Here is an 18,403-nt window from a genome sequence, read left to right on the forward strand (position 1 = left end):
CCTCACCCGGCCGGTGACCGACACGCGATGCCGCGCCAGAGATCGTAAACACCCTTCTCCGGCGGCGTCGAGGGGTTTTCGGCCCGTCATCCAGCCCGGCCTCGCCCATCCCCTAAGGACGCGCGCCGGATTCCCTGGTCGGTACGCCCACCAGCGCCCGTCGGACGACCGCGGCACCCAGCGGACCACACCCCGCAAGCCATCCGTGAGTGCACGCCATGGTTGTTCGCGGCATGTGGGACTGGTCGGGCGGCCCGAACGGCGGCTCAGGCCGTTCCCAGGCGGTGGGCAGGGCTGCCGCCATCATCATTCACGTGACGTGAGCGTATGCCGCGTTCCCCTCACGGGTGCAACAGGTGCGGACGGCCGGGAGGCGCCCCGGGCTCGTTCGAAGCGCAGGAGAGGATGCGACGCGGGCCGTTCTCGCTGTCGAGGATGAGCCGGGCGTTGCCCGGGTGCGGCTGCAAGGAGACCAGGGCGGTCTCGCGCACCGCGACGCCGAGGCCGCCGTCGGTGAGATGGAAGCCGATGGCAGGGCTGCGACGGGCTCCGAAAGAATCCGCTGCACCGCCCGACCACCTCGCCGGGCGCTGGCTGCCACGGCTTGGGCCGCCGAGTTCACCGGCTTCGGATACGGGGATCAACTCCGTGCTGAGCATGCCCTGTTCGGCCAGGCGTGCGCACAGCAGCCGGGCCCGGTCGTTCCCCGACGCGGTAATCGTGACCCAGCCGAAGGAGGGCGGGCACCCCGGGGCGATCTCGGCGCACTTCCTGCGCACCGCCGTCCCCTTCCTCACGAGCGCCGCCGTCTGCGCCGTCGGGTTCTGGTGTGATCTCCGTCGGGAGCGGACTGTTGCTCGCCCCGATCACCACCGCGGTCGCCAGCGGCGTGGACCCGTCCGGCGCCGGGGCGGCCTCCGGGCTGATGAACACCACCAAACGGGTCGACGGCGTACTCGGCCTGGTCGCCCTGTCCGCGCTCGCCGCCGACGCCTCCGGCGTCCCGGCCGGGTTCGCACGGGTCTTCGGTGCCATCGCGGTGGTTCTGGCCGTCGTCGCCGTCGTATCACTCACGTACCACCAGGAGCAGATCGTCGAACAACTCGAGGTCAAACTCGGCCGGGACAGCCGCGAGGACGTACGCCTCCGCCTCCTCGGCGAGATCGCCTTCGGCGCCTACCGTGTCGGCGCCAAGAACTGGACCGCCGGCCGCGGCAAAGGAGCCGGCAGTCGTGGCAAGGGGGGACGCGCGACGCTGGCCGCCCGCGTGGACGAGGCGTTCGACGCCGTTCCCGACGCGATCGCGCTGGACGCCGACTGACGCTGCCTGCCGAACTTCGGACGCCGGCCGCGCTCGCTCGCAGGACTGACCGGCACGGACCATGAGGTCCGTCGACTCGGCGGCGGGTGTGGCGGAGGTCCTGGACGCGGAAATCGTCCGGCACGCCGACCGTGATCCGACCGATGGACTGAACGCCGCTGCCGACCGGGAGCGCGTTGGCCGGGACGGTGGCGCCGATGCGTCGGCAGACGCCGGCGGCCGGCGCGCAGCATGTCGGCCTGCTCGCCTCCCAGGAGCGAAGCCATCTCTCTCGGACAGTTGGGCGACGTCTTCGGCTCGGGCGCGGGATCTCCGTTGGGCGACACGGCTGTCGTGGACCGGCAGTGCTCACACACGCGGACGGATGAGGAGGAGGGCGACATCGTCGCTCCTCGGGGCGGAACGGTCGGCGTGGTGGAGGAGGCTGTCGGCGAGGTCGTCCAGGCCGTGGGCCGTTTCTCGGGCCAGGTGCCGGGCGAGTCGGCGGGTGGAATCCCCGATGTCGGTGCCGGGGACTTCCACGAGTCCGTCGGTGTACAGGACGAGCACGGCGCCGGGTGGGAGGGAGATCTCCGTGCCGGGGTAGTCCGCCTCGGGGTCGATGCCGAGCAGCAGCCCGGTGGGGACGTCGAGGGCTTCGGTACGGCCGTCGGGGTGGCGCAGCAACGGCGGGGGGTGGCCGGCGGTGGCGAGGTGGGCCCGGTGGTGGGCGAGGTCGAGACGGGCGATCAGACAGCTGGTGAACAGCTCGGCGTCGAGGTCGGTGAGGAGACGGTTGGTGCGGGCGAGGAGTTCGGCCGGCGCCGTGCCGACGGTGGCGTGGGTGTGGACGGCGGTGCGGACCTGTCCCATGAGAGCCGCGGCCTCGGTGTTGTGGCCCTGGACGTCACCGATCGCGGCCACGGCCGTGGTGGGGGTGTCATGGATGAGGTCGTAGAAGTCGCCGCCGATGTCCATGCCGTGCCCGGCCGGCCGGTATCGGGCGGCCACGTCCAGGCCGGGCACGGCGGGCAGAGTGCGGGGCAGCAGGCCGGTCTGCAGGGTGTGGGCGAGGCTGTGCTTGGCGTCGTAGAGGCGGGCGCGTCCGAGGGCCTGCGCGATCAGCCCGGCGATGGAGGTCAGCACCGCCCGCTCGGACGGCGGGAAGGAACGGGGCCGGTCGTAGGCCAGGACGAGTGAGCCGACGGGACGGCCGGAGACGATCAGGGGCAGGAACGCCCAGGAGGCCATCCCGTCCTGGTGGACGGCCGGTGGGTAGGCCCGCTTGAGGTCGGCGAACGAGGCGAAGAAGCCCGGGACACCGGTGGTCAGAACCCGTACGGCCGGGGTTTCGGAGGTCAGCGGTGCACCGTCGAAGCGGGCGACGAGCTCGGCGCTGTAGCCGCGGTACCCGATGATCCGCAGCCTGCCTTCCTCCGCGGCCATCAGCGCGAGGGCCGTCGGACCGAACGCCGGCACCAGCTGATCGCCGGTCATCTCGACCACGTCGCCGACCCCGACCGCCTCGGTCAAGGTCACCGCCAAGTGCGTCAGGTGGTACAGCGACGTCGCCCCGACCGTCGCCCCGACCGGCTGTGTGGGACCCGGCGAGGGCTCAGCGACGGTGCTCCCGATGGGAGCGGGGGTGATGTGGACACTGATGCCGCTCTCGTCCGGATAGAGCCGGAAGGACAGCCAGGTGTCCGGGGGGCGCAGCGCGGTGAAGGAGGTGGGCCGGCGGGTCACCACCGCCTGCCGGTAGCGGTCCTCAAAGGCCGGGTCACGCAGCCACGGCAGCACCTCCCAGGGCAGTTTGCCCAGCAGGTCGCCGGTGCCCACCAGGTCGGCACCGGCCGGGTTGACAAAGGTGATCCGGCCGTCCAGATCCAGGGAGCAACAGCCCACCGGCACACGGTGGGTGAACTCCAGCGCGGCCCGAGCCCGGGCCGGGTCCGCCTCACCCTGCGGATGGGGCGGCGGCAGGACACGTGGCTCGTCGACGGAAAACGGCAGACAGCCACCGCCCTCGGCCTGTCGAAGGATTCCCCCGGCATCCCGGCAGAAGGTGGCGATGGCCTCGTGCTGGGTCGGGCTCAGTCCCGGCGGATGTCCGACGGGCCACAGCAGCACGAGGCCGCCACACGTATCGGTATCGGTGGTGATCGGTGCCGCGGCCAGCATGAAGTCGTACGGCAGCACGATCCCCACCCTGGGATAGCGCCGGGCCATCTCCTCCTGACTCGGCAGCCACACCAGCCGCCGGTCCCGGATGGCGTCCGCCACCGGGATCCGGGCGTCCACCGGGATCCGCGCCCATGGCGCGGCGATCTGTGCAGGCACACCCGCCACCAGCACCAGCCGCAGCACCCGCTCCCCGGGCGGCAGCACGTACACCAGCCCCACCGACGCGTCCGTGCCCCGCATCACCTCACCCAGAACAGCCTCAAGCCGTTCCCCGGGAGCTGCGGAGAGGTCGACGGGGTCTGCGGGAAGGCGTACATCACCCACATTCGGACCATACGCCCATGGGGTTGTCGCGGCAGCCGACACCACACGTCACCCATGGGCGGCCCGCGAAGATGATCGGCATGGTCCTGCACCGAGTGGCGGACGCGTCGGCGGCGTCGCCGGCCTCGGCGGTTCAGGCCGTGGGCCGTGGAGATCGCGGTCCGTCCGCTCGATAGGACCGGGGCGTTCAAGGCGGGTGCGCTGTCGCACGACGACGGTTCCCGTTGCTGTGGTCGACGCGGTCGACACCTGCCAGTGGTGGTGCGGACCCTCGCCGCGGTCGGCGGCCGGGATCGACGGCGGACTGCCGACGTCGCGGCTTGTGCTGCCGGCGTCCGCGACGGACGTTGCTCCCGGCGGTCGACGTGGCCGAGGTGCTCGGCGCCACGCCCGCCACGGTCAGCAGCGCGCTGCGGCGCCGGGGCGGGCCTCACAGACCTGGCAGTCGACGAAGACGTAGCGGATCCGATACCCGGATCAGGTGAGGAGAACAGGCCCTAGCGGCTCCGCCCGTCGTGGCGGCGACGCAACGCAGCAGCTCGGTGCTTGGCTGGCAGGACCGGTCGCATCCCGCGATCGTGCTCGGCCAGGAGGGACACGGTGGCAGCACAGCGAGAAGTGGACGAAGCAAAGGTCGAGGCCTTCATGGAGAAGGCGCTCGGGGACCTCAGCGGGACGATGACCGTCGGTCTGTGCCACCTGGGAGACCGGCTGGGCCTGTTCAAGGACCTCGCGGCCAACGGCCCCGCCGACAGCCGGGAGCTCGCGGACCGTCTGGATCTCAATGAGCGTTACGTTCGTGAGTGGCTGCGGGGTATGACCGCCGCGGGCTATCTGGAGGAACCGGAGCCCGGGCGCTTCACCCTTCCCGCCGAGCACGCACCGGCCCTGGTGGACGAATCGGGGCCCATGTTCCTCGGCGGTGTCTACCAGATGATGCCTGCGGCGCTGGCGCCGTACGAGCGGTTGAGCGAGGCCTTCCGGAGCGGGGGCGGCGTACGGCAGAGCGATTACCCGGACATCCTGTGGGACGGCATGAGCCGTTTCACCGGCAGCTGGTTCGAGAGCGTGATGGTCGACGACTGGCTGAGCACGTTCCCGCACGTCGTCGAGAGGCTGGAGCGGGGCATCGACGTCGCGGACGTGGGATGCGGTGCGGGCCGCGCCCTGATCGTGCTCGCCGAGGCGTTTCCCCGCTCGCGTTTCACGGGCTTCGACAACTTCCCGGCCCAGGTGGACCGCGCTCGGGCGAACGCGGAGAAGGCCGGTGTCGCAGACCGTGTGACCTTCGAGACGGTCGACGCCGCCCGGGGGCTCCCCGGACGCTACGACCTCATCACCACCTTCGACGTCATCCACGACGCGGCGGAGCCGAAGCGGCTTCTGTCCGCCATCAGGGCCGCCGTCAGGGACGACGGCGACTACCTGATGCTCGAGATCAACAGCGAGGACCGGCCCGAGGACAACGTCGGCCCTGTCGCATCGATGTTCTACGGTTTCAGCATGTTCTACTGCATGACCACCTCCCTCGCGAACGGGGGAGCCGCCCTCGGAACGTGCGGTATGCCCGAGGCGGTCGTACGCGACCTGTGTGCCGAAGCTGGTTTCAGCGCCGTGGCCCGGTCCACGGCCGACGACCCTTTCAACGTCCTGTACGACATCAAGCCGTAGGCTGCACGGTCACGAGGAGGGCGTAGCCGAGGGCGCCCTGCCTATGCCGCTGGGGTGAGTTCGGCGCGGCCGAACAACAGTGCGTAGCCGGACGGCAGTTGGTGCAGGATGCGGGTGAGAAGGTCGGGGCCGGACAGGGCCGCGACGGCGCGAAGGACGGAGCCGGTGTCCCAGCGGGTGGTGCCCACGGGGGCGCCGGCGCGGGCGGCGAGGTCCTTGACGAAGGCCCAGCCGGTCAGCGGCTGGGTGTCGGGGATCTGTGCGGTGAGGATGCGTGCGGCTTCGAGGGGCAGGCGAGCGGCCAGTTCGACGCGCTCGTCGCCCGTCAACTGGCGTCCGAGTCCGGCGAGGACCAGACGGACGGCTTCCACTGCCTGTTCCCGGGTGGGGTAGGCGCCTTCGTAGCGAACCTTCTCCAGCATCTGCTCGTACGTCATCACGGGCGTGTGCTGGAGCGGTGCACGCCGGTCGGACATCACTGCGGTGTTCGCCTTTCTGTCGCTGTGGTGGTGCCGGACCCACAGGGCGCGCGGACAATCAGGGGGTCAGGTGGGCTGGGGGCGACCGAAGAGCAGGTCGTAGCCCTCGGGGAGCTGGAGCAGCATCTGCTTGAGCAGGTCGTCGCCGGCCGCGTCGGCGACCGTGCTGAGGACGGCGCTGACATCCCAGGCCGCGGTCTGTTCGGTGGCTCCCTCGATCCAGGCCGCTGTCGCCCGCACGAACCGCTCCGGTGGCAGGGGTTCGGCGCTTTGTAGCGGGTTGAGGAGGATCAGGGCGAAGTGTTCCGGCAGGCGTGCCGCCAGCTGGGCGCGCACTTCGCCGACCAGGTGAGCACCCAGCAGGGCGAGTACCACGCGGGTCGCGCGTTCTGCTTCCTGCCGGCTGTCGTACTCGCCGCGTTCTCGCACATGGTCGAGGAACGCCTCCCGTTGCAGGGTCACGTCGGCCGCCCCCTTCTTCGCTCCGTAGGGGTGCGGAGGACGGGTGAGGGGGGGAGATCAGGTGCCCGTCCTCCGCCGCTGTTCGGCGCGTTTCGCCCCGGCTCAGCCGGAGATCTCCTTGCGGTCGGATCCCCCGCCGATGGCGATCTTGCGGGGCTTGGCCCGTTCGGCGATCGGGATGCGCAGGATCAGCACGCCGGCGTCGTAGTCGGCCTTGATGTGCTCGGTGTCCAGCGTGTCGGCCAGCACGATCTGGCGGGAGAAGACGCCCAGTGGCCGCTCCGACAGTTCCATCTGCACGTCGTCGGCCTTCGCCACGGGCCGGCGCTCGGCCTTGACGGTCAGCATGTTGCGTTCGACGTCGATGTCGATCGCGTCCGCGCTGACGCCGGGGAGGTCGAAGGCCACCACGTATTCGTCGCCCTCGCGGTAGGCGTCCATCGCCATCGCGGCCGGGCGCGACCAGGTGCCCGGGCTCGTCAGCTGCTGAGCCAGCCGGTCGAGCTCACGGAAGGGGTCGGTGCGCATCAACATCGTCAGACACCTCCAGCGGGTTCGGGCAGTTGCTGCCAATGCGCTCACTGAAACCGTTGTAACATGTCATCCAATGGATGACAAACACGATGTCATCCACAGGATGACAACCTCTGAGGGAGGTGCTCATGACAGCAGCCGATCAGCCGATCCAGCCGACCCCCTCCAACGCCGACGCCCAGAACCCGGCTTCGTTTCTCGCCGCCGCTGCGGCACTGGAAGCCATAGACGACGCCCTGCGCGTCGCCCAGCACGAGGAGCCCGGCGCCCCCGATGTCCACGATGTCGGCCCTGAGCAGGCCCTGGCCTCCCTTCTTCTGCTGCGGCAGGTTCGCGAGCAGCTCGCCGAATGGGAAACCGGTCTGATCGAAACCGCCCGCCAGGCGGGAGCCAGCTGGGCCGACCTCGCCCACCCACTCGGCGTGGCCAGCCGCCAGGCCGCCGAACGCCGCTACCTGCGCAACCGGCCCGGCCCCGCCGGAACCACCGGCGAACAACGCGTCCAGGCCACCCGCGAACGTCGCGCCGCCGAGCGCACCATCGCCGCCTGGGCCCGCCGCAACGCCGCCGACCTGCGCCGCATCTCCGGCCAGATCACCGCTCTCACCGACCTCCCCACCGCCGCCCGCCTCCCCCTCAGCCAACTCCACGCGGCCCTGGCCCACGACGACCCCGCCGCCCTCGTCGATCCCCTCAACGCCACCCGCCCCCACCTGACCCCCGCCCACCCCGACCTCGCCGCCCAACTCGACACCCTCACGAATTCCGCCAGGCCCCCAGCCACCCCCGACTGACCGGCCGGCACGCGGCGGCAGGGCGATGACCATCGGCATGACCGTGCGGCGCGAGATCCCGCCGCCGCCCGAGCAGGTGGCCGACTCGGGACGGGCGCCGAGGGCACCCGCACCCCCGCTCCCTCGGCCGACACATCCACCACTACGTCCCGCGCGTGGCCGCCGACGAGCCACCGCGGCTGCTGGACATGGTCTCCGTGGCCGCTCCCAGGCCGAGGCAGGTGACGTCCAGAAGCACAGCGATGCTCACCGGGGTGGCGTCCGTCGGGCCCCCTCCCGCTTCGAAGCATGCGGCCGCCGCTGAGCGCGTCCCAGCGGCGTCACGGCCCGATGACCAGGGCGCGACACCGCGCCGTAGGGGTCGCGGTGCGGGCGTCGGCCGCAACGGAGCGCCAACCCCAGGACCGCAGGGCGCGAAGGGTCACGGTGTCGCCGCGGTCCACCAGCGTGACGCCGAGCACGGCGGGATGGTCGGCGAGTACGGCGGTGTGGCCGGCGAGCAGCCGCCGCTGCAGGCGCCGGGCGAGGTTCCAGTCACAGCCCTGGTTCTGGGTGCGCACCCAGGAGTGGACCAGGATCCCGGGGATCGCGAAGAGCCTCCCGGAGGCGGCGAGCCGGAGCAGCTCCCTGGGCAGACATCCGTCCGGGCCCCACCACCAGGGCCCGTCCGCGAGTACCGGAAAGCCGTACGCACATCCCGTCAGTACGACACCCTCCTCGTGGGCTGTGGGTACCTCGGCGCCGGTGGCCCCAGCCGCCCCGGCAGGTTCCGGCAGCATGTCGCTCTCCGCGACCAACAGGGCGAAGCCCGGTCGCGGCACCTCCCCCACAAGTCGGCGCAGGAACAGCTCACGGCCCTGGTTCCACGCCCGCGGGTCACCGCCGGAGGTCGCCGCGTACAGGTCACCGAGTTCCCCCAGCCGGTCCTCGATCTGCCGTCGGGACAGTGGGCGGATACGCTCCCCTTCCAGGGGCGACGGCACCCGCCGGCCCCTCCGGTCGGGCACGTTCACAGTCATGAGGCGAGTCCTGCCCCGGGGCCGGACGGGACCGGCCCGGCGTCGTCGTCCGCCGAGGACGGCACCGCGTGGGAGCGGATACGCGAAGAACCCCCGGCCCCTTCACCGTACTCCCGCGTACGGTCGGTCACGGCGGCCCGGGCGTACGGTGGACGTACCGGGGGGCCGTCGGCAGAGAGGGGCAGGCCCATGCACTCGAGGTCCGGCCGCTCCGACGACGTCGACAGCACCCCCGATGTGCGGTGGGCCCCGCCCGCGGGCGGGGGACTCGCCGAGGTACGCATCATCGCCGCGGACCCCGACGTCGCCCAGCGGGTCGCCGTCGTCCTGCGCCAGGAGTTCGTCTGCGACGAACCCCGCAGCTATCCCACAGGCCCGGACGGGCGCGGCACCCTGCTGCACCTGACCGTCGACACCCGCCGCGCCGCCGACGCCCCGTCGGCGCCCTCGCCGTGGCTGGAGAGCAGCCGTTCCCAGGGCCGGCGCTCGCACACCGACGAGCCCGGCTGACGGTCGGCGCAGGAGTAGCGTGGGACGAGGAAGTCCGAGGTCTTCTCCAGCCTTCCCACGGCCCAATCCACCGAGCCGAGCCGGAACCGCCACAGGCAGGTGAGCACAGTGCCCGGTACCGATCCCCCGCCCGCGGCGGGACTCCTGCCGGACGGCGTCTACGAGGCCGTACGCCCCGGGACGGCCCTGCTGCGGTTGGAGACGACGCACGACCGCCGGGGAGTCCTCGATGGTGCATGGTGGCCGCGCTCCCGTGACATCGCAGCCGAGCTGCCCGGTCTGATCAGCGCGCTGACCGGACACCTCGGGCCGATCGCCCGGGTCGGCCTGGATTCCGCCGCCTGGGACGGGCTGCCGACACGCCTGGTCGTCGAGGGGCGGGTCGTGCACATCGACGCGTCATCCGTGGGTGACGACACCGTCATGCTCACCCGAGGGGATCAGGACCTCTTCTCCCTGCTCGTCGTGCCGCCGGACACTCCGCCCGACGCGGCGCGGGCAGCGATGACCCAAGCGGTGCGTGCCGACAACGTCAAGGATGCCGGGCGGATACTCGTCGACACCGGCGCCGAGTCCGGCCGCCCGTAGGCCTCCGATCCCCGTACCGCTCGGCGAGACGGTTCCCGGGCCGCGCGCCGCTGACCCGGGCCGCCCGGCAGGGGAAAGTCTGTGACGGCGAGGACACATGTCCGTACCCGTCGGAGTTAGGGTTGCCGGACCAGGCAGATGGTGCCGAACCCTTTCGGAGTACGGGTGCCGCCCGCCCGGGCCTCCAGCCGTGTTCCCGAAACAAGGTGCTATGCCAGCTGAAGACACGCCCGTCGCCGGGAACCTCGACGACGACGATTACCCCGCCTACACCATGGGACGAGCCGCCGACGTGCTCGGCACCACCCCCGCCTTCCTCCGGGCCGTCGGCGAAGCCCGGCTGATCACTCCGCTGCGCTCGGAAGGCGGCCACCGCCGGTACTCCCGCCACCAGTTGCGCATCGCCGCCCGCGCCCGTGAGCTCGTCGACCAGGGCACCCCCGTCGAGGCCGCGTGCCGCATCATCTCTCTCGAGGACCAGCTCGACGACGCCCTCCGTCTGAACCGGGAGATGCGCCGGAAGCTGAGCGAGCGCGGCACGGATACCTAGTCTCGCCGCTACAGAAATACAGGATGCCGCGGGGCGAGAATTCCTGAGCGGTCGAAAAAACCCATGACCGGCTTCCACCCGACCTGTGTTAACGTGATCTCAGTTGCAGTTTTGGTTGCCAGAGATCTTATTCTTTGCAGAGCTTTCCGGATCTTTCCGGAGGGGTGATCATCGCGGCGACTCGGACCCGTAAAGTGCGGAGTCCGGCACTGCCCCCCAAGGGAGATTCAATATGGCATCTGGCACCGTGAAGTGGTTCAACGCGGAAAAGGGCTTCGGCTTCATCGAGCAGGACGGCGGCGGCGCTGACGTGTTCGCCCACTACTCGAACATCGCCACCAGCGGCTTCCGCGAGCTTCAGGAAGGCCAGAAGGTTACCTTCGACGTCACGCAGGGCCAGAAGGGCCCGCAGGCCGAGAACATCGTTCCCGCCTGACACTGACGCGAACCACGTGACTGGGGCCCGCACTCTTGGGGTGCGGGCCCCAGTTCATTGCTTTCCGGGCCTCCTCCCGGATTCCTGATTTCCTGACAGCCCCGGCCGCAGCGCCGAGAGGGCTGGTTTTCGCATTTCCCTCGGCTTATTCTTGTGAATCCTCGTGCGGCTCCGCGCTGCTGGATGGAATTCCTCGATAGCCGCATCGAGGAAGGTTCCGCCATGAACCGCACCCGCCGTACCGGCCGCAACTCCGATCGTTCTCGCAACCAGGAGAAGGGCCGGCAGAGGCATCGCCCGGGCGCCGGACGGAACGGTGGTCAACGGACCCGCGTCACGACACGCCCGCAGGAGTTCACCCTGCCGGTCACCCTCACCGAGCCGCTGCCCGCGGTCGCCACGTTCGCCGAACTGGCCATGCCCGCACGTCTGCTGGCCGCGCTCGACGCCGAGGGCGTGACCGTTCCCTTCCCCATCCAGGCGGCCACCCTGCCCAACGCGCTGGCCGGACGGGACGTGCTGGGCCGCGGGCGCACGGGCTCGGGCAAGACACTCGCCTTCGGCCTGCCGGTGCTGGCCCGGCTGGACGGGCGGCGGGCCCAGCCCCGACAGCCGCTCGCTCTCGTCCTCGTGCCCACCCGGGAACTGGCCCAGCAGGTCGCCGACGCCCTCGCCCCCTACGCCCGTGCGCTGCGCCTGCGGCTCGCCACCGTGGTGGGCGGCATGGGGATCGGCCGCCAGGCGAGTGCGCTGCGCGGCGGCACCGAGGTGGTCGTAGCGACACCCGGCCGGCTCAAGGACCTCATCGAACGGGGCGACTGCCGGCTGGACCAGGTCGCCGTCACCGTCCTGGACGAAGCCGACCAGATGGCCGACATGGGCTTCATGCCACAGGTGACCGCACTGCTCGACCAAGTCGGCCCCGGCGGCCAGCGGTTGCTGTTCTCAGCCACCCTGGACCGCAACATCGACCTCCTGGTGCGCCGCTACCTCCACGACCCCGTGGTGCACTCGGTCGACCCGTCCGCGGGCGCCGTCGCCACCATGGAGCACCATCTGCTGCACGTCCGCGACGCCGACAAGCACACCACCGCGACCGAGATCGCCGCCCGCGACGGGCGGGTGATCATGTTCCTGGACACCAAGCACGCGGCCGACCGGCTGGCCAAGCACCTGCTGTCCGTCGGTGTGCGCGCCTCGGCCCTGCACGGCGGCAAGTCCCAGCCACAGCGCAACCGGACGCTCGCCCAGTTCAAGGACGGTCATGTGACGGTCCTGGTGGCCACCAATGTCGCCGCCCGCGGGATCCACGTCGACGACCTCGACCTCGTCGTGAACGTCGACCCTCCCGGCGATCACAAGGACTACCTGCACCGCGGCGGCCGTACCGCGCGTGCCGGTGAGTCCGGCACCGTCGTCACCCTCGTCCTGCCGCACCAACGTCGCGCGATGGACCGTCTGATGACCGACGCCGGCATCACCCCGCGCAGTGCCCTGGTCCGCCCGGGCGAGGCCGAACTGCATCGCATCACGGGCGCCCGGACGCCCTCCGGCGTGCCCGTCACGCTCACCGCACCGGTCGCCGAACAGAGCGCACGGACGGAATCCGCCAACCGCGGCCGGAAGGGACCAGCCGCCGGCCGGAGTCGGAGGGGACGGAACGCCGGCCGCGGTGGGGCCGGACGGGCCACGGGCCGCGGTGAGGACGGACGAGCCACCGGCGGCGGTGAGGCCGGACGGGCCGTCGGCCGGAATCGGCACTCCGCCCCGCGGAACAACCCATAGCCCAGGCCCGCCGGATCCGCTCCCGCGCCGGGCGTGCCTTCGCCCGTCCGCGCCGCCCCGACGAAGAGGAGAAGCCCTTGACGCCGATCCCGCCTGACACGCTGCCGGCCACAAGCGCCGACGGCACCGGTCTGACCGCCTGCGACGCCATGCACGCTCCCGGTCCCCAGGTGGACGACCACATGACCGTCGACGTGGCCCTGTCCGTGCTCATCAGCGCGCGCGTCCCGCATCTGCTGCTCCAGGACGAGGACGGGCGGTGCGCGGGGCTGGTCACGCTGGCCCAGCTCTCCGCGTATCGCGGCGGCTCGTGGTACGGCCACCGCAGACGGTTGCGGGACATACCGCTCGACCGCGGACCCTTCACCTCGTCCGTGGCCGAACTCGGCGAGGCCGAAGCCGCCATGCGGGTCAGGGCCCTGGACATGTCCCCTGTGATCGACGAGCACGGCTACGCCCTGGGCGTCCTCGCGCTCACCCACTGACCGCCGTCGCACGGTCGGCCCCTCCGGTGTTCTCTCCCCCAACTCTGTGGAGGCATCCATGCGTTGTGTCATCGCCCGTTTCCCGTTCGACCTCACCAAGGGCGAGGTCGAGCAGTCCATGAGCGGCATCACGCCCGAACCGGTCACCGGTGTGGCCGTCGCCATCGGCCGCCGCGTCTACCCCGTGATGCAGGTCGGGGAAGTGATCACCAGGCAGGACCGCCGCGACTTCACCTCGGGTGAGATGCGCCGGGCGCTGACCCGGCTCGGCTTCACCTGCCACGACGCCCCTACGACCACACCGGTCGAGGCCGCGCGGCCCGACCAGGGACTGCTGGGCTGGTGACACTCGCTTCCTTCCGCGCGCCGAGACCCGTCATGGGGCTAGGCTCCTGAGGCATGAAGCACCCCGACGACCTGCTCGTCGCGATCGCAGCGACGGTGGAGTCGCAGCACAGCAGTCAGATGTCCCTGACCGTGGTGACTCCAGGAGCCGTCATCACGGGACGGCTGGCCCCGGAAGCCCTGTGGAAGGAACGCGTGGCCGAGGTCCTGCGGGACTCCGAGCACCTGGGGCGGTTCGCCGCCGTGTCCACCCCGTCCCAGGGCGGCACCGACCGCCGACCGGAGCACGATGGGACCGAACCCGCGCCCACGCACCTCCACTTCCACGTCGCCCGGATCCTCCAGGGAAGCTTCGGCATCCCCGACACGGGAGGCATGTACCGCGTCGCGCTGGCGGACGTGAGCGCGTGGACCATCGGGGACATCGGCTATTCGGACCAGTGAGGCCGGTGGCGTCTGCGCACGGCGCGGTCCGGTGGCCCGGACGTACGGGATCCACCACGCCCTTCGCTCCAAGGGCTCACGCCTCACCCCGCCGAACGCGCCACACATTGTCTTCCCGGAAGCCCTCCACGCCCTCCGGCGACACATGCACGCTGCGCACCGTCTCCAGCGTCTCCACGGTCCAGTCGGCCTCCGGCAGGGCGAGTTCGTCGAGGACGCCGCGCAGTGTCGGGAACTCCGCCTCGAAGGGCGGCTCGGTCTGCCAGGACGGCCAGCCGGCGTGCATGACGAGGAGCAGGGTGCCGCCGGCCGCGACCGCGTCGGCGGCCTGCCGCAGGATCCGCTGCTGGTCCAGCTCGACCGGCGACTGCAGGAACTGCGCGTTGACCAGGTCGAAGGGGCCCTCGGGGAACGTCTCGCCCAGCACGTGACGCTCCCAGGCCGTACGGTCCCTCACACCGGCCTCGGCGGCATGCAGGGCGGCACGCTCCAGCGCCGTGTGGGAGATGTCGACGCCGGTGACCCGCCAGCCGCGCGAGGCGAGCCACACCGCGTCGGCGCCCTCACCGCATCCGAGGTCGAGGGCCCTGCCCGGGGCGAGGTGGCCGGCCTCGCGCACGAGCAGGGAGTTGGGGCGGCCGCTCCACAGCCGGCCGCCGTCGCGGTAGCGGGCCTCCCAGAACTCGGCGGCCGTCGGGGAGTGGGGCTCGGTCATGTCGCCTCCGGAGTGCGCGGTGTCGATGGCGGGACTCGGGCGAGGGCCCGGTCCATGCCCTGAAGGCTGCGGGATGCCGCGGTCGGTGACAAAGGGACTTGCTGTTCCGGCAAAGCGATCTCTGGGTGAGGCCTCAGGAGTACGACTTTGGTGCCGGTCCGCCCGGGCCCGCGGCCCGATTCGCCGAGCCCTCACCCCGCCTAGCGTCGAGCCATGCGTATAGGACTTCTCGGTACCGGCAACGTCGCACGCGCACTGGCCCACGGCTGGCGAGCCGCAGGGCACGATGTGCTGCTCGGTTCACGTGCACCTAAGGAACGCGCCGACCTCGGCCTGCCGGTGGCGGGCCTGCACGAGACGGCCGCGCACGCGGAGGTGCTCGTCAACGCCACCCCGGGGACCGTCTCGGTCGAGTTGCTGCGCTCCATCGGGCGACCGGCCCTGGCCGGCAAGCTCCTGATCGACGTCGGGGTCGGCCTCTCCGACGACTACACCGAGCTCTCGCACCCCAACAGCAGCCTGGGAGAACAGATCCAGGGGGCCTTTCCCCTGACCCCCGTCGTCAAGACGCTGTGCACCATGGACTCGACGGTCATGATCGCCCCGGACGGCCTCGACGGCCCGAGCACCGTCTTCCTCTCCGGCGACGACGCCGAAGCCAAGCGGACCACCGGCCGCCTGCTCACCGACCTCGGCTGGCCCCCGTCGTCCCAGCTGGACATCGGGGGCATCGCCACGGCACGCGGGCAGGAGCACTTCGCGCTGCTCTTCATGGGCATCGCGGGCGGTCTGGGGGCCCACGCGTTCAACATCAACGTGGTCACGCGCGCCGCCGGGTAGCTCACTCGCCCGGCGCCTCCAGCCAGAAGCCCGCGCGGGTCCGCCACAGGTCGAGGAGCGCGGCATCGCCCTCGATCTCCACGGCGGGCGCGGGCCGCTTGTAGAAGAACAGGAGCAGGTCGGTCACCGGGCCGCGTGCGGTCGCGGTGGCTTCCTCGGAACCGGGGCGCCAGACGGGCCGCTCACCGGCGAGGGCGACGAGCCACCGGCCGGCGCCGGCCGCGTCGAAGTGGAGCGTGCGGTCGGCGCCGAGCAGGTCGGGCAGATCCGGCCGGAGCTCGAACGCCTCGGGGAAGGTGGAGTACTCCAGCCACTCCTCCACCGCGTCGACGGCGAGGGCGTCCTCGAGCTCGAACTCGGCGCCGGCCGCCAGGGCGGCGTCGGCCCGGTGCACGACGGTCTCGTACGTCATGCGCCGCGCCCAGAACGCCACCGGCGCCGGCTTCTCCTCGGAGGGGTTCCACGCCCGGGCGTCGGGCCCGGCGGCGCGGAGGGTGGCGCTGAGCCGTGCCGCGCCCCCGGTGAGCCACGGGATCAGGACGGACGCGTCCTCGTCGGTGTAGGCGGTGAGGTCGTTGACCAGGCCGTCGGGGACGGGACCGGTGGACCCGGTCCGGACGATCTCCTCCGCCCAGCGGTGGTCGCCGCCCACGTGCCGCAGCAGTTGGCCCAGGTTCCAGCCGGGGCAGGTGAGCACCGGGGCGGTCAGGTCCGCGCCGTGCACATGGGCCGCGAGCCGTTCGGTCTGGGAGACGATCTCGTCGCAGTAGCGGTCGAAGGTCAGCGAGGTCATCGCCTCATGATGCCGCAGGGCCGGAGGGGCCTCGCCGGTGGTCTCGGATACTGTGTGCGGCCTGAGCAAGATCGGTTAGCGGTTGGGGTGGGGAGAGATCACGATGGTGGTGGGGGCGAGACGGGTTCGGCGTCGGCTGGCCCAGGCGGCGTTGCTGGCCGTGGTGCTGACGGGATGTTCGGGGGTGGCGCAGGACGATCCGAAGACGCCGTCGAGCGCATCGGCGGCGGCCGAGGCGGCGCGTGCCGACGAAACGGCGAGTGGTGGCGATACGGCGGTGAAGAGCGGGGGCACCATCGGCGCGGCCGGATCGGCGTGCGAACTCCCCGTCACCTTCGACATCGCCGAGGACTGGAAGGCGGAGGCCGTCGACGGCGGGGACGGCTCCGGGGAAGCCGACAGCGAACTGGCCCAGGAGATCGCCGACGCGCTTCTGCACCAGGGCCCGGTCACGGCCACCTGCGAGATCGACGCCAAGCCGGCCGGGAACATCGGCTTCCTGCGCATCTGGAAGGGCAAGGCGGGTGACGACGACGCGCGTGCCGTACTGGAGGGCTTCGTGAAGGCGGAGAAGGGCGTCAGCAAGGCGAAGTACAGCGCGTTCGAGGCGGGCGGCCTCACCGGGGCCGAGGTGAACTACCTCGTCACCAGCGAGCTCCTCGATGAGACGAAGGAGGAGTCGGCGCTGGCCGTCGCCACGAAGCAGGGCCCGGTCGTCATCCACCTCGGCGGAATGGACACCGACGAGCACCGGGCGATGCTGCCGGCGTACGAGCTCGCCAAGCGGACGCTGCGGGCCGGCTGAGCGACGCATGAGTCCGGCGCGCGGGCCTTCAGCAGGCGGCGCCCGCGCCGGAGTCGGGGCCGCGCTGTTGCCGTTCTTCATGACGGTGGAGCCGAAGCTGGTGGACGCGAGGTCGGTGACACCCCAGACGGTGCTGCCGGTGCAGCGCGAGACGGCGAGGCAGGCCCGCACCACGTTGCTGTAACTGTGGGCCTGGGCCGAGCCCGAGCCCTCGATGTCCAGCTCGGTGATCTGCGGTCGGCGGTGCCGAGTCCGGCGACCCGGCCCGGCAACTGGGAGTGCCAGACCAGGGTGTGGCCGCGGACCTTGGCGCCGGCCGCGGCGAGCAGGCCGGCCATGCCGAGGGCCAGTGCGGGGCACCACCTCGTCTCCTTCCGGGATTCCGAGAGTTTCGTGGAGTTCTACGACTGCCCCTCGCGCTCTCCGCCCCGGTATAGAACGCGATCCCCCTCCGGCGTGAGCCACACCCGCAGATACTGTGTGACGGCCCCGGTCGGTGCCGCTGCTCGTCTACGCGCGGTCGGTGAGGAAGCGGTCCAGGGCCGTCGTCAGTTCGGCGGGCTTCTCCACCGGCAGTTCGTGGCCGGCGTCCAGCACGCGGACCACCGCGTCCGGGTAGGCCTTGGCCATGCGCAGCATCTGGGAGAGGGGCAGCTGGATGTCGTGGTAGCCGTGCACCATCAGGGTCGGGACCTGTATCTGTCCGACCTGGTCCAGGATGTCGAAGGCGCGCATGGCGCCGTAGAGCGTCATGACGACCTCCCGGGGAGTCTCGGCGGAGGCGCGGATGTACTCGCGGATCTCCTCGCGCGGGTAGCCGGGGGCGAAGGCGCGCTGGATGTTGGCGGCGACGAACAGCTTGAAGGGGGCGAGCGTGGAGGCTGCCATCAGCAGGGCTCGGCCGCGGCTGTAGGCCATCTTCCCGATCGAGTTGACCAGCACCATGCGCTCGACCCGTTCCGGGTGGGCGAGTGCGATGGTCTGGGCGATCATGCCGCCCATGGAGTGGCCGATGATCACGAACCGCTCGATCTTGAGGTGGTCGAGGAGGGCGAGGACGTCGTCGGCCAGGTCGCCGACCCTGCGCGCGCCCGCTCCGGTGCTCTCGCCGTGCCCGCGCAGGTCGAGCCGGACGGCGCGGCGCCGCTCGGCGAAGTGGGCCATCTGGTGGTCCCAGCGGTGCCGGTCCGCCGTCCAGCCGTGCACGAACACCAGGGGCACGGCCTCGCCGTCGCGGGGGCCCTCGTCGTCGTACGTCAGTGTCGCGCCGTCGACTTCGAGCTGCGGCATGGTCGCCTCCTGGCGTGCGCTGGGGTTACTGAGCGGTAGGGTATCCGGCC

At 71.4% G+C, this 18,403-nt stretch carries 22 protein-coding genes and 2 pseudogenes; 13 read left to right on the forward strand and 11 right to left on the reverse strand.

Annotated features, from left to right (window positions below; genetic code table 11):
* Positions 1-341: 341 nt before the first annotated feature.
* Positions 342-779: a hypothetical protein gene (locus IM697_RS24915; RefSeq protein ID WP_194038329.1), complete on the reverse strand. Its 438-nt coding sequence runs from the start codon at positions 777-779 to the stop codon at positions 342-344.
* A 50-nt stretch (positions 780-829) separates the two neighbouring features.
* On the opposite strand from IM697_RS24915, the gene IM697_RS24920 reads away from it, so the two are divergent.
* On the forward strand, positions 830-1,321 hold the full coding sequence (locus IM697_RS24920; protein ID WP_194038330.1) for a hypothetical protein: 492 nt from the start codon (positions 830-832) through the stop codon (positions 1,319-1,321).
* Positions 1,322-1,669: 348 nt separating this feature from the next.
* On the opposite strand, the gene IM697_RS24925 is transcribed toward IM697_RS24920, so the two are convergent.
* Complete coding sequence (locus IM697_RS24925; protein ID WP_194049855.1) at positions 1,670-3,724, reverse strand: SpoIIE family protein phosphatase; 2,055 nt, start codon at positions 3,722-3,724, stop codon at positions 1,670-1,672.
* 684 nt (positions 3,725-4,408) lie between these two features.
* On the opposite strand from IM697_RS24925, the gene IM697_RS24930 reads away from it, so the two are divergent.
* Positions 4,409-5,479, forward strand: coding sequence for a class I SAM-dependent methyltransferase (locus IM697_RS24930; protein WP_194038331.1), 1,071 nt, complete (start codon positions 4,409-4,411; stop codon positions 5,477-5,479).
* A 41-nt stretch (positions 5,480-5,520) separates the two neighbouring features.
* Here the strand turns inward: IM697_RS24930 and IM697_RS24935 are convergent, their stop codons facing one another.
* From IM697_RS24935 to IM697_RS24945, 3 genes are all read right to left on the reverse strand, one after another.
* A complete protein-coding gene (locus IM697_RS24935) occupies positions 5,521-5,955 on the reverse strand; it encodes a DUF2267 domain-containing protein (protein WP_407699549.1) in 435 nt (144 codons plus the stop codon).
* 69 nt (positions 5,956-6,024) lie between these two features.
* Positions 6,025-6,420: a DUF2267 domain-containing protein gene (locus IM697_RS24940; protein ID WP_194038333.1), complete on the reverse strand. Its 396-nt coding sequence runs from the start codon at positions 6,418-6,420 to the stop codon at positions 6,025-6,027.
* Positions 6,421-6,522: 102 nt separating this feature from the next.
* A complete protein-coding gene (locus IM697_RS24945; RefSeq protein ID WP_194038334.1) occupies positions 6,523-6,954 on the reverse strand; it encodes an Hsp20/alpha crystallin family protein in 432 nt (143 codons plus the stop codon).
* 128 nt (positions 6,955-7,082) lie between these two features.
* Between IM697_RS24945 and IM697_RS24950 the strand changes: the two genes are divergently transcribed.
* Complete coding sequence (locus tag IM697_RS24950) at positions 7,083-7,748, forward strand: type III effector protein (RefSeq protein ID WP_194038335.1); 666 nt, start codon at positions 7,083-7,085, stop codon at positions 7,746-7,748.
* Between the two features lie 320 nt (positions 7,749-8,068).
* Here IM697_RS24950 and IM697_RS24955 read toward each other — a convergent pair whose 3' ends face one another.
* Positions 8,069-8,767 (reverse strand): hypothetical protein, encoded by a 699-nt coding sequence (locus IM697_RS24955; RefSeq protein ID WP_194038336.1) that lies wholly within the window; start codon positions 8,765-8,767, stop codon positions 8,069-8,071.
* Positions 8,768-8,956: 189 nt separating this feature from the next.
* Here IM697_RS24955 and IM697_RS24960 point away from each other — a divergent pair, with 189 nt between their 5' ends.
* From IM697_RS24960 to IM697_RS24995, 8 genes are all read left to right on the forward strand, one after another.
* A complete protein-coding gene (locus IM697_RS24960) occupies positions 8,957-9,277 on the forward strand; it encodes a hypothetical protein (protein WP_228044165.1) in 321 nt (106 codons plus the stop codon).
* 108 nt (positions 9,278-9,385) lie between these two features.
* Positions 9,386-9,865, forward strand: a complete 480-nt coding sequence (locus tag IM697_RS24965) for a DUF5994 family protein (RefSeq protein WP_194038337.1) — start codon at positions 9,386-9,388, stop codon at positions 9,863-9,865.
* A gap of 211 nt (positions 9,866-10,076) precedes the next feature.
* Positions 10,077-10,415: a MerR family transcriptional regulator gene (locus IM697_RS24970; protein ID WP_194038338.1), complete on the forward strand. Its 339-nt coding sequence runs from the start codon at positions 10,077-10,079 to the stop codon at positions 10,413-10,415.
* Positions 10,416-10,647: 232 nt separating this feature from the next.
* A complete protein-coding gene (locus IM697_RS24975) occupies positions 10,648-10,851 on the forward strand; it encodes a cold-shock protein (protein ID WP_007383480.1) in 204 nt (67 codons plus the stop codon).
* 222 nt (positions 10,852-11,073) lie between these two features.
* The gene (locus IM697_RS24980) at positions 11,074-12,636 is read left to right on the forward strand and encodes a DEAD/DEAH box helicase (RefSeq protein WP_194038339.1); all 1,563 of its coding nucleotides are present in this window, start codon (positions 11,074-11,076) and stop codon (positions 12,634-12,636) included.
* Between the two features lie 77 nt (positions 12,637-12,713).
* Positions 12,714-13,121, forward strand: a complete 408-nt coding sequence (locus IM697_RS24985; protein ID WP_194038340.1) for a CBS domain-containing protein — start codon at positions 12,714-12,716, stop codon at positions 13,119-13,121.
* Between the two features lie 58 nt (positions 13,122-13,179).
* A complete protein-coding gene (locus IM697_RS24990; RefSeq protein ID WP_194038341.1) occupies positions 13,180-13,467 on the forward strand; it encodes an SCO5918 family protein in 288 nt (95 codons plus the stop codon).
* A gap of 53 nt (positions 13,468-13,520) precedes the next feature.
* Positions 13,521-13,910 carry a hypothetical protein gene (locus IM697_RS24995; protein WP_194038342.1) on the forward strand — a complete coding sequence of 130 codons (390 nt, stop codon included), beginning with the start codon at positions 13,521-13,523 and terminating at the stop codon, positions 13,908-13,910.
* Positions 13,911-13,986: 76 nt separating this feature from the next.
* Here IM697_RS24995 and IM697_RS25000 read toward each other — a convergent pair whose 3' ends face one another.
* Positions 13,987-14,625, reverse strand: coding sequence for a class I SAM-dependent methyltransferase (locus tag IM697_RS25000; RefSeq protein ID WP_194038343.1), 639 nt, complete (start codon positions 14,623-14,625; stop codon positions 13,987-13,989).
* A gap of 213 nt (positions 14,626-14,838) precedes the next feature.
* On the opposite strand from IM697_RS25000, the gene IM697_RS25005 reads away from it, so the two are divergent.
* Positions 14,839-15,465, forward strand: coding sequence for an NADPH-dependent F420 reductase (locus IM697_RS25005; RefSeq protein ID WP_194038344.1), 627 nt, complete (start codon positions 14,839-14,841; stop codon positions 15,463-15,465).
* A gap of 1 nt (position 15,466) precedes the next feature.
* On the opposite strand, the gene IM697_RS25010 is transcribed toward IM697_RS25005, so the two are convergent.
* A complete protein-coding gene (locus IM697_RS25010) occupies positions 15,467-16,258 on the reverse strand; it encodes a maleylpyruvate isomerase family mycothiol-dependent enzyme (RefSeq protein ID WP_194038345.1) in 792 nt (263 codons plus the stop codon).
* Positions 16,259-16,361: 103 nt separating this feature from the next.
* Between IM697_RS25010 and IM697_RS25015 the strand changes: the two genes are divergently transcribed.
* Positions 16,362-17,063: a lipoprotein gene (locus IM697_RS25015; protein ID WP_194038346.1), complete on the forward strand. Its 702-nt coding sequence runs from the start codon at positions 16,362-16,364 to the stop codon at positions 17,061-17,063.
* Positions 17,064-17,147: 84 nt separating this feature from the next.
* Here IM697_RS25015 and IM697_RS25020 read toward each other — a convergent pair.
* The 3 genes and pseudogenes from IM697_RS25020 to IM697_RS25025 form a co-directional block, all read right to left on the reverse strand.
* Positions 17,148-17,297 (reverse strand): annotated as a pseudogene (locus IM697_RS25020) (endo-1,4-beta-xylanase); the annotation flags it as partial.
* A 56-nt stretch (positions 17,298-17,353) separates the two neighbouring features.
* Positions 17,354-17,401 (reverse strand): annotated as a pseudogene (locus tag IM697_RS46000) (hypothetical protein); the annotation flags it as partial.
* A 172-nt stretch (positions 17,402-17,573) separates the two neighbouring features.
* Positions 17,574-18,353, reverse strand: coding sequence for an alpha/beta fold hydrolase (locus tag IM697_RS25025; RefSeq protein WP_194038347.1), 780 nt, complete (start codon positions 18,351-18,353; stop codon positions 17,574-17,576).
* Positions 18,354-18,403: the final 50 nt, after the last annotated feature.

This window comes from Streptomyces ferrugineus (assembly GCF_015160855.1).
Classification (GTDB): Bacteria; Actinomycetota; Actinomycetes; order Streptomycetales; family Streptomycetaceae; genus Streptomyces; species Streptomyces ferrugineus.

Coding starts and splice junctions, on each gene's coding strand:
- IM697_RS24990 (WP_194038341.1), top strand. CDS start 13,180: ATGCGTTGTGTCATCGCCCGTTTCCCGTTCGACCTCACCAAGGGCGAG.
- IM697_RS24970 (WP_194038338.1), top strand. CDS start 10,077: ATGCCAGCTGAAGACACGCCCGTCGCCGGGAACCTCGACGACGACGAT.
- IM697_RS25015 (WP_194038346.1), top strand. CDS start 16,362: ATGGTGGTGGGGGCGAGACGGGTTCGGCGTCGGCTGGCCCAGGCGGCG.
- IM697_RS24960 (WP_228044165.1), top strand. CDS start 8,957: ATGCACTCGAGGTCCGGCCGCTCCGACGACGTCGACAGCACCCCCGAT.
- IM697_RS24955 (WP_194038336.1), bottom strand. CDS start 8,767: ATGACTGTGAACGTGCCCGACCGGAGGGGCCGGCGGGTGCCGTCGCCC.
- IM697_RS24995 (WP_194038342.1), top strand. CDS start 13,521: ATGAAGCACCCCGACGACCTGCTCGTCGCGATCGCAGCGACGGTGGAG.
- IM697_RS24975 (WP_007383480.1), top strand. CDS start 10,648: ATGGCATCTGGCACCGTGAAGTGGTTCAACGCGGAAAAGGGCTTCGGC.
- IM697_RS24935 (WP_407699549.1), bottom strand. CDS start 5,955: ATGTCCGACCGGCGTGCACCGCTCCAGCACACGCCCGTGATGACGTAC.
- IM697_RS25005 (WP_194038344.1), top strand. CDS start 14,839: ATGCGTATAGGACTTCTCGGTACCGGCAACGTCGCACGCGCACTGGCC.
- IM697_RS24950 (WP_194038335.1), top strand. CDS start 7,083: ATGACAGCAGCCGATCAGCCGATCCAGCCGACCCCCTCCAACGCCGAC.
- IM697_RS25010 (WP_194038345.1), bottom strand. CDS start 16,258: ATGACCTCGCTGACCTTCGACCGCTACTGCGACGAGATCGTCTCCCAG.
- IM697_RS24980 (WP_194038339.1), top strand. CDS start 11,074: ATGAACCGCACCCGCCGTACCGGCCGCAACTCCGATCGTTCTCGCAAC.
- IM697_RS24945 (WP_194038334.1), bottom strand. CDS start 6,954: ATGTTGATGCGCACCGACCCCTTCCGTGAGCTCGACCGGCTGGCTCAG.
- IM697_RS25000 (WP_194038343.1), bottom strand. CDS start 14,625: ATGACCGAGCCCCACTCCCCGACGGCCGCCGAGTTCTGGGAGGCCCGC.
- IM697_RS24925 (WP_194049855.1), bottom strand. CDS start 3,724: ATGCGGGGCACGGACGCGTCGGTGGGGCTGGTGTACGTGCTGCCGCCC.
- IM697_RS25025 (WP_194038347.1), bottom strand. CDS start 18,353: ATGCCGCAGCTCGAAGTCGACGGCGCGACACTGACGTACGACGACGAG.